This window comes from Gardnerella greenwoodii 00703Dmash (assembly GCF_000263635.1).
Taxonomy (GTDB): domain Bacteria; phylum Actinomycetota; class Actinomycetes; order Actinomycetales; family Bifidobacteriaceae; genus Bifidobacterium; species Bifidobacterium greenwoodii.
In genome coordinates, this window is the sequence record NZ_ADEV01000008.1 from 63,293 (window position 1) to 81,013 (window position 17,721).

Consider the following 17,721-nt stretch of genomic DNA (forward strand, 5'->3'; position numbering starts at 1 on the left):
ATTGCACAGCGCATTGAAAGCAAACCAGCTCCACATCCTCACATAGACACAGTGTAAAGCGAGTAGAAGTAAGCCTTCTGATTCATAAGATCCTCAAAGCTTCCGCGCTCAATAAGCTCGCCGCTTTTCATAACAAGAATCTCATCATATTGCTTAAGAGAATTAGCATCCAAGCGGTGAGTTACCACGAGTCGAAGAATCCTTTGCAAATCCAAGATAGACTGCGTTACATTCGCGCTAGTCTCGTTATCTAGCGCGCTCGTTGCCTCATCAACCAGCAGAATCTCGGACTTTTTAAGCAAGCTTCGCGCAATAGCAATACGCTGCTTTTCGCCGCCAGAAAGATGACTACCGTTCTCGCCGCACTGATAATCCTTGCCTTTAGCAGCAATCAAATCATCCAAACCAGCCAAGTGAATCACGCTATCCACTTCCGCATCCGGGAACGGCTTAAAAAGCGTAATATTGTCTAAAATCGAAGCATCAAACATAAACACAGACTGCTGCATAAGAGTAGTCTTATCGTAAAGCGAACTCTTGCTCACATTGCTAAGCTCATGATTATTCAGCTGCACACTACCTTCATAATCCTTGTAGTAGCCCATAAGCAGATTGATTAAACTACTCTTACCAGCACCAGAAGGTCCTACTATCGCATAAGATTTTCCAGCTTGCAAAGTTAGACTTACGTTTTTCAAGACTTTATGATCCGCGTCATAAGCGTACGAAACGTCGCGCAAAACAACGCTTTTAATAGAATCGTCAATGATCTCGCCAGAATCTTCCTTAGCGTTACTCATATAATCAGCCATCTTACTAATAAGCTTCTTAGCGCCCTTAATCTCACCAAGCATTTGCGGAAGACTTGCAATAGGCTGAAGTACACCATTCATCAAATTAGTGAAAGCTAACACCATTCCAGCAGTAATAACACCAACATGAGCGTTAACCATCCAAGCGCCAACAAGCATCACGCCAAGCTGAGTTCCAAGGCTGGAAATTGTGCCAAGAGCAGAAACAGTAGTCATCGTTTTCTCGCGAAGATTCTTCGTATGCTCAAGCTCCATCGACTGATTCTTATAACGGTTAATAACCTCCTGCTCCGCCTTAAAACTCTTAATAACCGAAACGCCGTTCAAAACATCCTTCGTCAGGGCCGTGTAAGACTCATTCGACTTAGAAACCTGCTCCTCGCGAGTAGCAATTCCGTTAGCTGTAAGAATCGAGCACGCCATAGGAAGCACGGAAATAATAAGAGCAATAACAGTGAGCAATGGACTATAATAAATCATAAGAGCCAGAGAGCTTACAAGCATAAGAACGTCTTGAACAAAGTCAAAAATCTTCTTCAAATACTTTTCTTGAATACGCTCGCAATCATTAGTAAGTACAGAAAGATACGTGCCAGAATTTGCAAGCGAAAAATCACTATAACTCTTTTTTAAAAGCTTCTTGACAACAGACTCTTTATACTGATTCATTGCTTTTTCAAGAAAGCGAGGATACGCACTGCGCTTCAACGCGAAAATCAGGGAGATTGAAAGCATAAATGAAACGACAAGCAGCAAAATAGTAGTTAAAGAGAAGGATCCTTTGCCTGCCATATAGTCGAAAATAATTTGCAAAATCCAAGAAATAGCAGTGTAAATCATAGACAAGGCAATAAAAACTATCATAGAAAGAAAAGCTACAAGTTTGTTTTCCTTGAAAAATAGTTTTACGTAATTTTTTACGTCTGGATGTAGTTTGGATGATTGCTGATTCGCAGGCGATTGCTGATTTGCTGTGTTGTCATTTTTGCTCATTCTCGCTACCTCTCACTTCCTTTATATCTATTTGCTATTCTTGCTATTTTTGCTATTTTTCGCTAATAGCATTTTCGCAGCTAGCATTTTCGTTTCCATTTTGCCGATTCGCTCGCTACAAAGCATTGAAAGCTACACTATCATACTTATCCTGATTGGTCATGCTTATCTGCTTGATAACACCTATAAATGCTTAAACACACTTATACGTAATGCTTGCTAGAAATAATAAGCATAGAGTTAAAAAAAAAAATCAAATCAAATACGCAACACCGATTCAATACAAAGCTCAAGCGCATACGCTTTAGAATCCCCGCCCCAATTGCGCTCATCATAATTTTCAACATCGTGCAAAGTATCTGCAGTGTAAAGAATCTCACCCCAAACAATCTCACGCATTTGCGCACAAGCCGCTAAAGCAGAACACTCCATTTCAACAACCGCGCATCCCTCCTGCTTACGATTAGCAACTTTCGTCTTAGTCTCACGGAAGAACCCATCCGTAGTCCACGTTTTAACTTCATGATAAGGCAAATTATGCGCCTGCAAAGTTTGTAAAATAGCGCGCCTCGAACGCTCTGAAACATCAACATAACGACTTGGAGGCAAATAATGATAAGAAGTCCCCTCATCCCTTAAAGCTTTATACGGAACCAGAAAAACATTTTCCGCATAATCAACTAGCGACCCACAAGAACCAGCACTAACAACTTCCCTAACGCCGTAAGAAATCAACCAATCTAAGATCTGAACAGCAGCAGGAGCGCCAACTGGAGCTTGTACTAAGCAGATTTTTTGAGTTTCTTCTTCTACTTCGCTGTTTGCGTATTCCTTTACTTTTTTCTCTACTTTTTCTTCCAAAACATATATTGGATATACTTTAGTTGCAGATTCAAAATTTGCTACAATCGTAGCTTTTCTACTTAAAGCATACTGATCGATTTCATCGCCTAAGAAAGCAAAAACCGCTTTAGATGGAAGCTGAACAGAAATATTATCGTGATTTGGCATAATAACCGCACTTTTATCGGAATCATACTCTAAAATCGGCAAATCATATTCTGCCATACAATCAGCTCCTTCATACAATCAGCTCCATCCTACAAGCAACTCAATCCTATACACAAATACACGCATTAGTACACGAAAATCACAAAGTAGCCAATCGATGCAAATTTACAACGATTGGCCACTTCATACACTACCCAGCTCAATATTCCATCTAGCTCAATATGCTGTCAATATTCTTCTTATCGTTTAAATCATCCTCGCTAAGAAAATCCATCTGCTTTATTCCGCTTAAGTTTGCAATAAGCGAAACTGGGAAGGTAACAATATTTTGATTAAGCATGCTGATATTACTATTAACAATTCTTTTTGCCGCCGCAAGCTTCTCATTTTCGTCGTTTATTTCTTCCTGCAAGTTCAAAAATTGTTCAGAAGACTTTAATTCCGGATAAGCTTCCGCCAAAGCAAAAATCTTCCCTATTGCATGATTCTGATTTTTGATTACCGAACTAGAATCCGCTGAACCCAATCCCTCTCTTAAACTAACCAAATCAACTAATGTCGTTTTTTCATACTTTGCAAACGACTGCGCAACTTTAAGCATTTGGCAAATCGTATCGTATCTTTTGGCGAGCGCAATATCAACGTTTTTCTGCGACTCTTCTATAATCACCCTATATTTTCTTAGCCTATTTAACGTGCCAATAAACCAGACAATAAGCACTACAAGCACTATTGCAACACAAATTAGCACAGTGTTCTTATCCATAAAGTAACCCATAATGTCTCCTTTAGTTCTAGTATTTTCTAATTTTTCAATTCGCTAGTATTGCAATTTCTACTTTTTCAATTCGTTAGTATTGCAATTTACTAGTTTCTACTTTTGCAATTTTTACTTTTGTAATTTTTACTTTTGTAATTTTTACTTTTGTAATTTCTCTCTAATTAAGTTAATTATTTCGTAATACTCAGCCAAAACATCTCTAAATCTTTCATATTCTCTTATTAAAGATAAGTTTTCTACTCCAGATTTTCCTGGAGCACCGAATAAATACCAACCAGAGTCAAAAGCCGCAACAATATGCTCACCATCTAGGTATAAGCAAACTCGCATTCTTTTTTGCAAATTATTCAATATTTCTATAAAACTTGGATCTAATACCAGTTTTGTATAAAAATCGTCTGTAGAGAAGATTGAATACGAGTTGTTAAATTCAATGGATTCTGTTTGAACTTCGCTTTCCTCTTTTGTTTTTCTACCATAGTATCCATTTAGTTTTTGCCCCATAAAGCTCTTTCCAGTAACGGGGACGATTCTAATGTGGCCATTTATATTGGTTTTTGAGTTTATTAATAAGACTTGCCCAATAAAATCCGTTTTTTTAACACTTTTTCCACTTTCGCTTCTAGAAAAGTGGATTGCTTGCATATTTGAAAATTCAGTTTTAAATTCATCGCCAAAAATTATGTGTTTACTTGAATAATACCTACTAGATATTGGCAGAAGATTATTAAAAATACTACTGTCCATTCCTTCGGAATTGTTTAATACTGTTCCAGGCAGAATCGCATTCAAAATCGGCGTTAAAACATTATCCGAATATAGGGCATCTACATCAACCTTATTATTTACAAAAAACTTACCTGCAAAGCAAACAACAAAAACAACTACTATTAGCAAATAATATTTGTAACGAGAATAATCAATATTTGGAAAATAGTTATACAAAGCGCCTAAAACCATTACTACCGGTATTAATGGAATTAGACGAACTGGATCAAAAGAATTATTTTTTACGCCTTCTTTTAAAGCGCTTAATTTTCCTTGTATTTGGGGAGATTGTTCTATTCGCGCGAGTCTGTTTAAAACTTCTGGATTTGTAAATACGCTACCATATTTTACATTCATGTCATCTCCCTTTTATAAAACCGCAGCAATCAATTTCTGAAAACTCAATAAAACCAGCTGACTTATAAAAAGCAATAGTTTTTTCAGTGCAATCCGTAGTTAACTGAATTTGACGAACGTTAGGATAATAATCCACAATCGCTTTTAACAAAGCAGACCCTATCCCCTGCCTTTGGTACTCAGGCAAAACGAGAATATCTTGAATAAAAACAACCGTGTACCCGTCACCAACAGCCCTAATAATGCCAACTAGCTCATCATTTTTATAAGCAGCTAAAATCTTGAGCGAATTATTAAAACCATTTTCCAAAGCAACTAAATCATCTGTGTACGCAGACCAACCAACGGAATCATACAGCCTTGGAATATCTTTGCTATTATACTTTTTGTACTCTTTTATTTGCACGTCTGTTAAATTCATTTACAACAACGCCTCCGAATACTGTGAAATCAACGTTGAAACCCTAAATTTTCTAGCGTAATAACTCAGTATATCAAGTCGCCTATCTCTTTAACATAGGACTTTAATGCGCCAACTGCACCAGTGTCCTAAAACAAGCAAAATCAGACACTCGCGCAGAAAAAGGAGTACATATCAAAGTTTGACAAACACAAATCAAGTTTGACAAACACAAATCCATTCGCTATAGTCGTCACTTATCACCATTTCGACGAGTAAAGGAGTGCACATGTATCATACAAATATGATGACAAATTGTTGTTGTAACGTATGTTGTTGCGCATTTCTTAATCGAAATGATGTTTGCAAGCATTAAATATGCAAAACATCTAGCCTGTGTTAAAAGCATCTACGTTAAAACACAGCAAATTACGATTCAAGAAACAGCGCGCTGTTTCTTTTTTTTTATGCCAAAATTCAAATATAAAATCTTAAAAAGATAACAATTTAATACGTGTTAAATATTAAAACGAATAAATGGCATCTTTAGAAACAACTAATAAAACGGTAGTCGCTTTATTAATAAAAATTATTTTTAAAAATTAAAAACAAATTAAACAAAACAAAAAAAAAACAAACCAGTAAAACAACAAACAAGTAAGGGGAAATATTATGTCTAATATTTACAAGTCCGTGCAAGAACTCGTAGGCCACACTCCACTCCTGGAGCTTACTCACATTGAAAAAGAGTACAATCTTCAAGCAAAAATCCTCGTAAAACTCGAATACTTCAACCCAGCAGGTTCCGTAAAAGACCGCATTGCAAAGCAGATGATTGAAGAAGCAGAAGCCGCAGGCACGATTAAACCAGGCTCAGTAATTGTTGAACCAACTTCCGGAAACACTGGCATTGGTCTTTCAATGATTGCGCAAACTAAAGGATACAAAAGCATTATTGTTATGCCAGAAAGCATGTCTATTGAACGCCGAAAACTTATGAAAGCTTACGGCTCCGAACTCGTTCTCACACCTGCTAAAGAGGGAATGAAAGGCGCAATTGCCAAGGCCAAGGAAATCGTTGAAAACACGCCAAACGCGTGGACTCCTGGGCAGTTTACCAATCAAGCAAACGTGCACGCGCACTACAACACAACCGGCCCAGAAATTTGGCAAGATACTGACGGAAACGTAGATATTCTTATCGCTGGCGTTGGAACAGGCGGCACAATCACCGGTACTGGCACATATTTAAAGGAACAAAATCCGCATCTTGAAGTAATTGCAGTAGAGCCAGCCGACTCCCCTGTGCTTGCAGGCGGCAAGCCAGGAGCACACAAGATTCAAGGAATCGGCGCAGGATTCGTGCCAGATGTGCTCAACCAAAACATTTACGATCGCATTGTTCATGTAACTAATGAAGACGCAATCGAAAACGGCAAGCTTATAAGCAAAAAAGAAGGCGTTCTAGTTGGTATTTCTTCCGGAGCTGCAATTTGGACAGCAATCCAAGAAGCAAAAAGAGAAGAAAACGCTGGCAAAACCATTGTTGCAATACTTCCAGATTCAGGCGACCGCTACTTGTCAACGCTTTTGTTTGCAGAATAATGCTATGCAATAATGATAATAATAAATGATGTTTTGAAAGTGCGTTTTTAGTAGATTTACAAGCGCACTTTCTAACACTCGAATAAAACAAGCAAGAGAATAATAGGAGAAATGTATGAATGATCGCCTTGATCTTATAAACCAACTCAACTCAATTCACGATTCAGACATAAGACAAGCTACATTCATACCTAATTACCGAAATATTATTGCGCTCATACATGCGACTCAGGTGTTACTTTTACCTGAGTTGCATGCGCGCAATTTAAGCAACGATACTACGCAACTCAATACTAGTTTGAATACTGTTACTTCAAACGCTTTGGACACTATAGAACGTATTATATTCCACGAACTTCAATGCTACACAAACGACACAGTTAAAATTCGAGAAACTTGCAATCAATTTATAAGCACGCTTCCTGAAATTAAAAAGCTACTTTTAACAGATATTCAAGCAATATACGAAGGCGATCCTGCTTGCACAAGCAAAGTAGAAGTCACGCTTGCATATCCCGGGTTTTACGCAATGCTTATTCACCGCACAGCTCACGCACTCTACGAGCTTAACGTGCCACTAATTCCTAGACTTATGAGCGAATATGCTCACAGAAAAACCGGAATTGACATTCACCCTGGAGCAAAAATTGGCGCATATTTCTGCATTGATCACGGAACCGGCATAGTAATTGGCGAAACAACCGTAATCGGCGAACACGTTAAGCTTTACCAAGGAGTAACGCTTGGTGCGAAAAGCTTTGCTCTAGACGATGACGGAAATCCTATAAAAGGCGGAAAGCGACATCCAAATATTGGAGATAACGTAGTAATTTATGCAAACGCTACGATTCTTGGCGGAGAAACTACAATTGGCAGCGGCAGTATAATTGCAGCAAATGCGTGGATTAACCGCAGCGTTCCCGCCAACACAACCTATCACTTTCCTAAAGCCTAATACGCGCTAAAATGCTGATTCCACTTCTACTTTTTAAGCTGTACTGGCTCGTGATCCTTGCCCATTTTAAACTTAAGACCCGCACGCTGCCACATTCGATATTCGCCAACTGCCGTAAAGAGAACATCTGTGGAAGAGTTAAGCGCAGTTTCGCAAGAATCTTGGATTACGCCAATAATAAGGCCAATTGCAACTACCTGCATAGCAATATCGTTTGAAATACCAAACGACGAGCACGCAAGAGGTATAAGCAAAAGAGAACCACCTGCCACACCAGATGCGCCTGCAGCAGAAACTGCAGAAAGCACAGAAAGAATCACAGCAGTTGGAATATCAACGTAAATCCCAAGCGTATGAGCAGCACACAAAGCCATAATAGAAATAGTTATAGCAGCACCACTCATATTAATAGTTGAACCGAGCGGTATAGAAACAGAGTAATTGTCTTTGTTAAATCCAAGCTTTTCACATAAATTCATGTTTACAGGAATATTTGCAGCAGAAGAACGCATAAAGAACGCCGTAACACCCGAATCGCGCAATGTTCTCAATACAAGAGGATACGGATTCTTGCCAGTAAGAACGAAAACCAAAATAGGATTTACAATCAAAGCAACAACAGCCATAGTGCAAACTAACAAGGCAATAACGGAACCATACTCACTAAAAATGCGAAGACCGTTACTTGCAACCGTTGTATAAACAAGACCCATGATTCCAAAAGGTGCTGCATTAATAATCCAGTGAACAATTTTTCCAATAGCAGACGAAACATTATCGAAGAATGCTTTGGTAGAAGGTTCAGCTAAGCGAAGAGCAACACCGAAAGCAATTGCCCAGAAAAGAATGCCAATAAAGTTGCCCTTAGCAAGAGCATCTACAGGATTGACCACAATATTTAACACAAGAGAATTAAGCACCTCGCCAATTCCTTGAGGAGACGGCGAAGACGCTGCTGCAACATGAGCAAAAGTGAAATTAACAGGAAAAATCATGGCTGCACATACAGCTATAAGGCTTGCAGTAAACGTAGAAAGTGCGTACAACACGATTACTAGCTTCATGTTGCCAACACTTTTTGCCTTTGCAAGCGCTCCAATCACCAAGCAAAACACCAAAATCGGCGCAACAGATTTAAGTGCGCTCACAAACAGCTTCCCAATAAGATCTAGCAAGTAAACGTGAGCTGGCACAAAAATACCAAGCGCAGCGCCAAGAAAAAGACCAATGACAATACGCAAAATAAGGTCAATGCTATTCCACTTTTGAATAATCTTGTGCATGAGAGTCTCCTGTATTGTGATTTGTGCAGAATATTTTATACTCTTTTATTTGTATTTCATACTCGCAAGATTTTTTATTTTTTACAGATTATACATAAGTGTGCATATATATGCAAATCGTCTAATCTGCGTAGCGCGTGTTTGGCAGCTGCGGCAAAACAAACAGCAGTCCAGCTGTAAAAATCAGTGCGAGTATAGGCAAAAGCTGCCATTGCAGCGTAGAAGAGAACACAAATCCAATCCAAGATCCGCTAGTAGCACCAATCGCAAACGCGAGTCGCGCCCAACCAGAAAACTTAGCGAGAGTACTTCCTTTAAACAGAATCTGACGCGCAACAATAATCGGCTCTACTAGTAGCATTCCGCCAATCGCTTGAAGGAAGAATGCGAAGCACATCATCGGCAAAAGATTAATAAACATAAAGCAATAAGCAAGCAAGCTCACAGCAATACCCAAAATCGCAACTTTTCTTAAACCGAGTTTTTGAGAAGAGTGCGCATACAAAACGGACGCAAGTACGCTTCCTACGCCAGTGAAAATATACAGTATTGTTAAAGATTGAGAGCTATATTGTTTACCGATACCGAGAAGAATATAGGAAACAGAACATGCAGGAATAAAAGCAACCAAAAGAGAACCCAAAAGAAGCATGATTTTACTCTTGAGTAATGGATTCGTAAATTGCTTAGATGTAGACTTCTTAGACACATCATTTGCTTGATTTTCTTGCGATTCTTGCGATTCCCGATTTTCTTGCGATTCTGACGATTCATTCTCTACATCTTGCGACGCTTCCTCTACTTCGTTAGACGCTTGCGCAATGTCTTGTTTCATAATAAATCGCGTAGCACAAGCCGCAAAAGAAGTCACGGACGAGAAAATCAAAACCGCAGGAATAGACCAGCTTGCAATCCAAGATCCTAATGGAGAGCCCAGTAAAGTTCCTGTGATACTCGCCAAAATACTCACAATGCCGCTGTAGTTTACAATCATGCTGTCATCGCCGCCTGCAGCATCAACTTCGAAAACTTCGCTAGCAATATCAATCACTTGACCAGTAATCAACAATGCGCAAGAAAGAGCCACCAGCGACCACTTCCACGCAGGAGAGCCAAACATAAGAAGCGGCAGTAAACTGAGAACGCCTTCTACGCCTTCAGTCATTGCAAGAGCGCGAAAACCGCCAAGCTTATCAACTATCCAACCAGAGCATGGGGAAAGAAAATCGGCAACCGTCATAAAAGTCTTACGAAAACCAATCACCCAAGCCGGCAAACCCACAATAATAATCGAAGGCAAAACCGATCCTTCATACGCTTGATTGCCAAGCATAGAAAAACAGAAGCCAACCAGCGCCCATCGCAATGCAGGACTAATAGATCTCATACGAATAAAAATATTATTCTTGCTAAAAATTGACTTCACAGCAACCATCTCTCCCACAAAACTCTTGCAAAATAACGCAAACTTGCATAGCTGCTTACATGCAAACTCGCATAACTACCTTCAAATCGCTATCCAACTTAAATAATTCATTACAAACTACACAAATCAAATAGCTTATTTGACAAATTTGACAACACTATACTCTTGTTTAAAAAAAAAGCAAAAATTGCATCTAAAAACCGCAAGAGACCAGTCTAAAATTACTAAGAGTCTCTTCACTAGCCATCAAAAAATAAGAGATTTGATAATACTCAGTCTCACCTTGCCAGTAAGCGTCCAAGACAATTGTAAACAGAGAGTTGCTAATTTTTTTGTTTGCTAATTTTTTGTTCAATAATTTTATCGGTAAATGCCTTTAAAAATTCTCTAGAATTACTCCATCCTGCACCATTATTTAATCCCGAGAAATCAAAACCAGATATTTTATCTAACGCTTTACTACAAACCCATTCATACATTCCAGCCTGTTTGCTTTTATATATTATTAGGAATAATGGTTTCATTGCTTTTTTGCCTAACAACACAACACCATTATATTGTTTGGAATATATTACATCGTTATACCATTGCCCTGTCAGCCAATAGTATTTAACCCTGCGCCCCTTTTCACCAATTTCGTCGCATAGATTTTGTAACTGTTTAGCCACATATGTGAGAACCTTTTCATCTATGTTTTTTATGAGCAAAGTTTCATCAACACCATTTTTACTTACCTCTTTCCAGTCAACATCTTCATTACCTTCTGAGTGCTTTTCATTCCTTGCAGACTTTTGATTTTCTGTCTTTACTTCTCTATTATTATCGCTAAAATTACTCTGATTCTTACAACCTGAAATAAGTGACATAAGGCAAACTACCACAGTCAAAAAAGCATAATGCTTAATATGCTTCATTTACGCCTCCTCTACAACTTAATCTTTACCTAATTGCGGCTACGATTCTCATGCTCAATCTTCACTCTGCTCTTCACTATCATGCTTCACTATCATCCGCCAAATATTTATTCATCTCGGAGTACAAATCATCTTTGAGTTTAATAAAACTGACGGGATGTAAATTATTGACAAGAATGCAGATATGCAGACTATAAAGTGATTGTAACTCAAAATCATACGATAATCCACAAGATTTTATTTCCATACATAAACAGATATGTGGGCAAAGTGGGTGCACTTTTTAACGATAGAAGCGAGCTATCGTTAAAGGTTTAAGATAACTAAACAACCTTACTCAATAATCAATATGCTTTTAGTATTACCCACCCCTATACCCGATAATAAAATCCTTATTTAATTAACTAAATTCACATATTTATTACCTAAAATCCTATATTTGTTAAAGTACCTTTACATCGTTGAATCGCCACACCAACATTCCATATGATCACACCAACAATTGCCCACAACGCACCAACAATAAGAATCACAAGTAGCGATACGCCAACATTTACAGAACCATCAACTATACTACGCGATACTTGCGTAACATGAGTTACTGGAATCACATATAACACGTATTGCATCATCTTAGGAAATACGCTAATTGGAGCAATCACACCACAAACAATAGGAAGTATTGCACTAAGCGCGTTAGAAATAGTATAAACATCATTCATCATCATGCTTATAGCAGCTATAGCAATACCAAATCCCGTAGAAGCAACAGGAACAATAAGGAACAACAGCATCAACGCACTCATATTAATCACAAAGAAAGCACTCGGGCTTACTACAAGCATTGTTATAAACAAAGTCACAGCATCACTCACCAAAGAAATAGTCACGAGCGCAATAATACGACCGAACCATAATGGTAATGCAACTTTTGCGCTTGTAAGCACGAATGGTGTTGTGCCTTCAAAACGGTCCCATGCTAGTGCTTCTGACACAGTCATACTTGTGGAAATAGAACACGCACCCATAACAGCAGCAAGAGTTGATGCAATCAAACTATGATTAAAACCCGCGCTAGTCGCATAACTAGCTGCTCCATTGAAGCCTCCGATTACAGCTCCAGCTAGAAAAACGTATAAGAACGTGGATAAAAGAGGCTCAACAATCATACGGATAACAGCAGTATTCCAACTATTTAAGCTAGGTATACTCTGTATACTCACTCTTGCACCAGTTCGTATACTAGATAAAACACTTACGTGACCATACTGAGAATATTGATTATATTGATGCAATTCAGCGTACTTATTATTTTGAATAATTTTATTTCGCATAGTTTCAACCTGATTATTATTTCGTATCATATTATGTTCAAACTTCCATTAAGCGTTGCAAGTCGAATAGCATGACGTAACATAAAACCTGCAATAACAAGCAAAACGCTGGATAATACAACACATAACACAATCGCTAACACAGTAGTAGCATTAAACGCTTGCGCATGAACCACCCACACTGCAGACGTGAGCGGATGAATAAACGCAATAACGCGAGCTGGCAATGGCATTGATTCTACAGGAATCACTATTCCACAAAGCATCCATACAGGAATTAAAATCAAACCTTCATAAACTGTAGCTTTACGGCATAATACAAAAATTCCAGATAATAATGCAGCAGAAGCTACGCAAGCGAGCATAGAAAGTAAGTATCCAACTAACTGCGTGAATGTTATCATAAAGAACCCATGGCAGAAAACAGCAACGGTAATAATCGCAAGCGGCATACCAATACAACCAAGTAAAGCTGCGGATCCTACAATAGGAAGAAACACTGCAGAAGGTGAGATAACACTTAAAGTTAAATATTGCAATGTTCCTAAATAACGCTGGTATCCAATAATTCCAACAGCAGTAGTCGTAGCAGACCATAATCCAGCTATAGAAGAATCAACCCAAATATTATTAAGACAATTAGCGCAATCATGAGAAAAACCATAGTATGCAACAATTTTCATCAACGCAAAACATACTGGAGCAAGTATCGCATTTTGCAAGAAAAACGTTGTTTTCGCTAAACTTTTAAGCTGAAACCACAAGCCACGAATCACAAAAGCGTATGAACGAGTAGAAGTATTCATATTAAACCTCCTACTTACTTAATGGGAGTAAGGACGGCGAAGAAGACGGCGTAGCAGCAGAAGAAGTAGAAATATTTGATGCAGAAATATTATCATTTTGCACAATAGCAAGATACGTTTCTTCCAAACTTGCAGCGCGATCACCTAAACGTGTAATCCCATCAACAGGAATTTTAATATTTCGTTCTTGAGATAATATTTTACTCCACGCGATAGTAATATTTAACACTCCATGCGATTCAAAAACATCACACCACAACACTCCATCAAGTTTTTGCAATTCTTCCTTAACACTAGGAGTTCCGCTTGATACTTCACCGTCATACGCGTACATTGTTACATGATCAATATGCTGCAAAGAAGCCAACTGCTGAACACTTCCCTGAGCGATAATATTACCGTGATTTATTACAGCAACAGTATCAGCTAATTTTTCAGCCTCACTCATCTCATGCGTAGTTAGCAAAATCGCTATTCCTTGATCTCGTAAAGCATGAATAATTTCACGTACTTTCCTAGCATTTTCAGGATCCAAACCAGTAGTAGGCTCATCTAAAAGCATAAGATCCGTTCTAGCAACCAGCGATCGAGCAATATGCAATCGCTGCCACATTCCCCTTGAAAAAGTTTGAACAGCATCATGAGCTTTATCAAGTAAATCAACTTGCTCAAGAGCATCGTGAATACGCTTCCCTTGCTCCCTATACGGAACAGCGGAAAGATCCGCAAAATAACGAAGATTATCTAATGCACTTAACCTTTGATAAAATCCTCGCTCACCTCCAAGAAGTAACGACACGTGCTTACGTGCTTCTCGAGGATTACTCACAGCATCAATACTGGCAATACGAACACTACCACTATCAGGAGCTAACAACGTACCAACAATTTTTACAGTAGTTGTTTTACCTGCACCATTCGGACCAAGCAAGCAAAATATTTCACCAGAATAAATATCAAAAGATACGTTATGTAAAACTTGGCGAGTTGTTTTCTTACGACCGAATCCACGAGAATAAGATCTTGTTACATTATCAATACGCAATATTAAGTTGCTAGTTGACTGCTTATTATTCTTATCGCGACTATTAGTTGCGTCTTCTATATTATTATTCATTATTATTGCTTCGTTCTTACTTGTTATTAAAGCTTAATTTTTACTGTTATTAAACCTTAATTCTTACTGTTATTGAATAAATTTCAACAATGAAAATCAGTTAGATAAAAAGATAACGCTTACTTACAAGAACGATAAGAACGCGCAAAAACATGCAAAAACGTGCAAAAACCACAGAAAAACTAGCACGCATGTGCAAACATAATGACAAAACACCATGTGCAATGCGTGTTTAATACTGCTAAAGAATATGTATCTTAAGCTGTTTTATGTGCTTTTATATGCCTTTCAAACCGTTCTGAAGACTAGCGATCATTTGGACAGTCATAGCGCAACACCTCATAAACTTAAATGTGCTTTACGTGGAAAATTATATGAGCATTACGTCAAAAACTCAAATATAAGCAATCACAAAACATTTGTTTAACATTTGCAAAATATTACTATTTCTTCTTTATTGCTTGACAACGTATACTGATTGTATCATAATCGCTTTAAAAGGAGCTAATATTATGGCAACAAGTCCTACTCAAATTCGTATTGATAGTAATGTCAAAACAGAAGCAAATGAACTGTTTAGCAAACTCGGCATCGATATGTCAAGTGCCGTAAACATCTTCTTACGTCAGTGCGTTTTGCATGGAGGACTTCCTTTTAAAGTAGAAATCCCAAAGTTCAATGCTGAAACACTGGCCGCTATGCAAGAAGCCAAAAGAATTTCCAGAGACCCTAACGTACCATCGTATTCTTCTATGGAAGACCTTAAGAAAGCGCTGTTGCAAGACTGATGTACAACGTTAAGTTCACGAACGCATATATTCTCACACTCACACTTATCGACACTGGTAGACACGCAGATTTATTTGATATGTAAACGTAATAAATGTACAAAAAGTTGTTGTATACGATTTGTAGTTTGACATCCGCTAAAAAATAATCCTACTATTTATATTTCAAAATATTCACCAACTTAATTTACATAATTTTTTGGAATATAATCTCTCATATAGCAACATTTGAATATACTTTATTAAGAAAATTAAACTTTACAGAAGTACGCATTACACGCTAACCCGTAACTTAAGAATGTATTAAAAAACAAGGCGAAGAGCAGCGAAACTATCACAAGTACTCAACGCCTTGTAAACAATTATAAATTGTAAATAAATTTGTATTTACTCTTTCACAAGATTGTAATAATCTTCGAGTAAACGCTCTTTCCTATAAAGAATCTTTTCAGAATCGAAATCTTTATAGTCATCAAAGAATCTACGAGTTAAAGTAATCCTTGACTTCTCATACATTTCTTTCTTTCTACTTTCGCATACATTTTTATGAATGTCTCTCTCTAGTAGAAGTATGTTACCAATACTATATATATTCTTTTCTCCTGATTGTCTATCAATAATATGCTCCAAAGTAGAATTATGAATAAATCCTAATCCATCATTAGCTCTATTTGTATCTTTAGTTTGTTCTTTTTCTGAAAGTTCAGAAAGAATAAAACGAATAATCTCACGATTTTTATTCTTAGAAAAACTATTTTCTTTGCATGGCCTGCAATCATATTCCAGATCAGCATGAATTACTATATTTTTATCAGGAATCTTCGCATTTAAATCTTTTGAAAAATCTTTAAGGATTTCTGCGGCTTTGCTATTAAGAATTTCTATGGCTTTACTATCTTTTGCTTTTTGATCTTCTGCTTTTTGATCTTCTGCTTCCTTAAGATTTAATAATTTTCGCGAACATTTAGAGTATACGGAATTTAACTTATTCGCAGGAGATTTAACAAGAACATGCAGACACTGATGCAGAGCTAAAATCTTAATAAATTTAGCAAAAGTACTATTACTTATGTATTCATATTTTCTGCATTCAAATAAACTAATTAGCAAAATCCTTAGCTGAGATATACCAATATTTTTAAAGAATTCAAAGTATCTTTTCAGTTCTTGATTATTATCAGTTTTAAAGTAGTTATGTATGTCGAATACAGTATCGTTATCATTAGGTTTTGTGAACACCTTGTAATATTCAGAAGAACGTTCAAGCGATTCTAAAAATTCAGTGCAATCATTCTCATGAACTTTACTAGAGAATTTTTCAAAAAGTTTTGTAGTAATAATACCTGCATATCTACCACACATGTAGTGATAAATAAATTTTTCTATACTTTCTTCTGCACTATATATATTATTTTCTATATTTTTCCATTTAGTATATACATATTCATCACAGTCACCTTTAGCAATTAAAGAGTAAATCTCATTCTTAATCAAATCTGATTGACTTAAATGCTTTCCCCTATAATTTAGATTCCTAAATAGTGTATATGCTTCCTCTTTCTCATCACTAAAAATACATATAATCACAGAATTTGATAGGTGCTTACCAAAATTCTCTAGTATTCTAATATAATCATCATCACTAAATTCTGATAAATTTTTATGTACTTTACATTTATCATTTATTGCAGATAGCACATTCGACTTACATAGTAACTTAGTTTTAATGTATTCATAATGTTTAATAAGATCTTCTTGAGACCTTGATGAAGGCGTTACACAAGCCCCATTACTTTTCCTATCATTTATATCAAGTATCTCTACAGGAAGGATAGGATTCAATGCACTATTTACTATTCTTGGGCAATAAACATCTTTGCCACTCCTGGCAATCTTCGCTTGTAACCTTACATCAAAATCAGTCTTATAATTTTTATCAATTTTTTTAATCAAATCTCTAATAGCAGCAAAGAATAAAGTAATTGTAGTTAATCTCTGTTGACCATCTATGACTTCATAAGGTTTTAACTCATTTGGATGATTTTCATCACCTATTAATAAAATTATTCCTAAAAAATACTTACTTTTTTCATCAACTTCTAAATTATCAAAATCTAAATCGCTTGATCTAAATAGATCATAGAAAAAATCATCGAAATTATCATTATCCCAAGAGAAATCCCTCTGAAAATTTGGAATATTATATGTTCTATTCTCATCAAAAATTTTTCTAACAGTTAACTTAGACGGTGAGAAACTCATACAAAATCACGTCCTTGAAAAATTGTATATATCAAAGTAAATATTCGATTATTACTTTATAGGTATAGCATTACACCACTCGTAAGTTTATATTTCGATTTTGACATAG

15 protein-coding genes are annotated in these 17,721 nt (G+C 36.9%); 3 read left to right on the forward strand and 12 right to left on the reverse strand.

Annotated features, from left to right (window positions below; translation table 11 throughout):
* Window positions 1–38: 38 nt before the first annotated feature.
* The 5 genes from NG78_RS02390 to NG78_RS02370 all read right to left on the reverse strand — a co-directional run bounded on the left by NG78_RS02390 (window position 39) and on the right by NG78_RS02370 (window position 5,143).
* Complete coding sequence (locus NG78_RS02390; RefSeq protein ID WP_004134722.1) at window positions 39–1,805, reverse strand: ABC transporter ATP-binding protein; 1,767 nt, start codon at window positions 1,803–1,805, stop codon at window positions 39–41.
* 258 nt (window positions 1,806–2,063) lie between these two features.
* Window positions 2,064–2,873, reverse strand: a complete 810-nt coding sequence (locus tag NG78_RS02385; RefSeq protein WP_004134723.1) for a nucleoside phosphorylase — start codon at window positions 2,871–2,873, stop codon at window positions 2,064–2,066.
* 154 nt (window positions 2,874–3,027) lie between these two features.
* Window positions 3,028–3,594, reverse strand: coding sequence for a LemA family protein (locus NG78_RS02380; RefSeq protein ID WP_004134724.1), 567 nt, complete (start codon window positions 3,592–3,594; stop codon window positions 3,028–3,030).
* Window positions 3,595–3,735: 141 nt separating this feature from the next.
* Window positions 3,736–4,722, reverse strand: coding sequence for a DUF3137 domain-containing protein (locus tag NG78_RS02375; RefSeq protein ID WP_004134725.1), 987 nt, complete (start codon window positions 4,720–4,722; stop codon window positions 3,736–3,738).
* A gap of 1 nt (window position 4,723) precedes the next feature.
* Window positions 4,724–5,143: a GNAT family N-acetyltransferase gene (locus NG78_RS02370; protein ID WP_004134726.1), complete on the reverse strand. Its 420-nt coding sequence runs from the start codon at window positions 5,141–5,143 to the stop codon at window positions 4,724–4,726.
* Window positions 5,144–5,794: 651 nt separating this feature from the next.
* Between NG78_RS02370 and cysK the strand changes: the two genes are divergently transcribed.
* A complete protein-coding gene (gene cysK, locus NG78_RS02365) occupies window positions 5,795–6,727 on the forward strand; it encodes a cysteine synthase A (protein ID WP_004134727.1) in 933 nt (310 codons plus the stop codon).
* A 115-nt stretch (window positions 6,728–6,842) separates the two neighbouring features.
* Complete coding sequence (gene epsC / locus NG78_RS02360; protein ID WP_004134730.1) at window positions 6,843–7,682, forward strand: serine O-acetyltransferase EpsC; 840 nt, start codon at window positions 6,843–6,845, stop codon at window positions 7,680–7,682.
* A 26-nt stretch (window positions 7,683–7,708) separates the two neighbouring features.
* Here epsC and sstT read toward each other — a convergent pair whose 3' ends face one another.
* The 6 genes from sstT to NG78_RS02330 all read right to left on the reverse strand — a co-directional run bounded on the left by sstT (window position 7,709) and on the right by NG78_RS02330 (window position 14,562).
* The gene (gene sstT, locus NG78_RS02355) at window positions 7,709–8,965 is read right to left on the reverse strand and encodes a serine/threonine transporter SstT (protein WP_004134731.1); all 1,257 of its coding nucleotides are present in this window, start codon (window positions 8,963–8,965) and stop codon (window positions 7,709–7,711) included.
* Window positions 8,966–9,086: 121 nt separating this feature from the next.
* A complete protein-coding gene (locus NG78_RS02350) occupies window positions 9,087–10,400 on the reverse strand; it encodes an MFS transporter (RefSeq protein WP_004134733.1) in 1,314 nt (437 codons plus the stop codon).
* Between the two features lie 314 nt (window positions 10,401–10,714).
* Window positions 10,715–11,305: a hypothetical protein gene (locus NG78_RS02345; protein ID WP_004134735.1), complete on the reverse strand. Its 591-nt coding sequence runs from the start codon at window positions 11,303–11,305 to the stop codon at window positions 10,715–10,717.
* Window positions 11,306–11,730: 425 nt separating this feature from the next.
* Window positions 11,731–12,669: an ABC transporter permease gene (locus NG78_RS02340; RefSeq protein WP_004134737.1), complete on the reverse strand. Its 939-nt coding sequence runs from the start codon at window positions 12,667–12,669 to the stop codon at window positions 11,731–11,733.
* The gene (locus NG78_RS02335) at window positions 12,666–13,445 is read right to left on the reverse strand and encodes a hypothetical protein (RefSeq protein ID WP_004134740.1); all 780 of its coding nucleotides are present in this window, start codon (window positions 13,443–13,445) and stop codon (window positions 12,666–12,668) included. Before NG78_RS02335 ends, NG78_RS02340 begins: the two co-directional genes overlap by 4 nt.
* Before the next feature lie 10 nt (window positions 13,446–13,455).
* Entirely contained in the window at window positions 13,456–14,562 is a 1,107-nt protein-coding gene (locus tag NG78_RS02330; RefSeq protein ID WP_004134741.1) for an ABC transporter ATP-binding protein, read from the reverse strand.
* 512 nt (window positions 14,563–15,074) lie between these two features.
* On the opposite strand from NG78_RS02330, the gene NG78_RS02325 reads away from it, so the two are divergent.
* Complete coding sequence (locus tag NG78_RS02325) at window positions 15,075–15,350, forward strand: type II toxin-antitoxin system RelB/DinJ family antitoxin (protein WP_004134743.1); 276 nt, start codon at window positions 15,075–15,077, stop codon at window positions 15,348–15,350.
* A 387-nt stretch (window positions 15,351–15,737) separates the two neighbouring features.
* Here the strand turns inward: NG78_RS02325 and NG78_RS02320 are convergent, their stop codons facing one another.
* A complete protein-coding gene (locus tag NG78_RS02320; RefSeq protein ID WP_004134745.1) occupies window positions 15,738–17,612 on the reverse strand; it encodes a DUF262 domain-containing protein in 1,875 nt (624 codons plus the stop codon).
* Window positions 17,613–17,721 lie beyond the last annotated feature (109 nt).

Bases quoted from the DNA above. Each gene is read 5' to 3' on its own strand.
- NG78_RS02390 (WP_004134722.1), bottom strand. From the start codon at position 1,805: ATGAGCAAAAATGACAACACAGCAAATCAGCAATCGCCTGCGAATCAG.
- NG78_RS02385 (WP_004134723.1), bottom strand. From the start codon at position 2,873: ATGGCAGAATATGATTTGCCGATTTTAGAGTATGATTCCGATAAAAGT.
- NG78_RS02380 (WP_004134724.1), bottom strand. From the start codon at position 3,594: ATGGGTTACTTTATGGATAAGAACACTGTGCTAATTTGTGTTGCAATA.
- NG78_RS02375 (WP_004134725.1), bottom strand. From the start codon at position 4,722: ATGAATGTAAAATATGGTAGCGTATTTACAAATCCAGAAGTTTTAAAC.
- NG78_RS02370 (WP_004134726.1), bottom strand. From the start codon at position 5,143: ATGAATTTAACAGACGTGCAAATAAAAGAGTACAAAAAGTATAATAGC.
- cysK (WP_004134727.1), top strand. From the start codon at position 5,795: ATGTCTAATATTTACAAGTCCGTGCAAGAACTCGTAGGCCACACTCCA.
- epsC (WP_004134730.1), top strand. From the start codon at position 6,843: ATGAATGATCGCCTTGATCTTATAAACCAACTCAACTCAATTCACGAT.
- sstT (WP_004134731.1), bottom strand. From the start codon at position 8,965: ATGCACAAGATTATTCAAAAGTGGAATAGCATTGACCTTATTTTGCGT.
- NG78_RS02350 (WP_004134733.1), bottom strand. From the start codon at position 10,400: ATGGTTGCTGTGAAGTCAATTTTTAGCAAGAATAATATTTTTATTCGT.
- NG78_RS02345 (WP_004134735.1), bottom strand. From the start codon at position 11,305: ATGAAGCATATTAAGCATTATGCTTTTTTGACTGTGGTAGTTTGCCTT.
- NG78_RS02340 (WP_004134737.1), bottom strand. From the start codon at position 12,669: ATGATACGAAATAATAATCAGGTTGAAACTATGCGAAATAAAATTATT.
- NG78_RS02335 (WP_004134740.1), bottom strand. From the start codon at position 13,445: ATGAATACTTCTACTCGTTCATACGCTTTTGTGATTCGTGGCTTGTGG.
- NG78_RS02330 (WP_004134741.1), bottom strand. From the start codon at position 14,562: ATGAATAATAATATAGAAGACGCAACTAATAGTCGCGATAAGAATAAT.
- NG78_RS02325 (WP_004134743.1), top strand. From the start codon at position 15,075: ATGGCAACAAGTCCTACTCAAATTCGTATTGATAGTAATGTCAAAACA.
- NG78_RS02320 (WP_004134745.1), bottom strand. From the start codon at position 17,612: ATGAGTTTCTCACCGTCTAAGTTAACTGTTAGAAAAATTTTTGATGAG.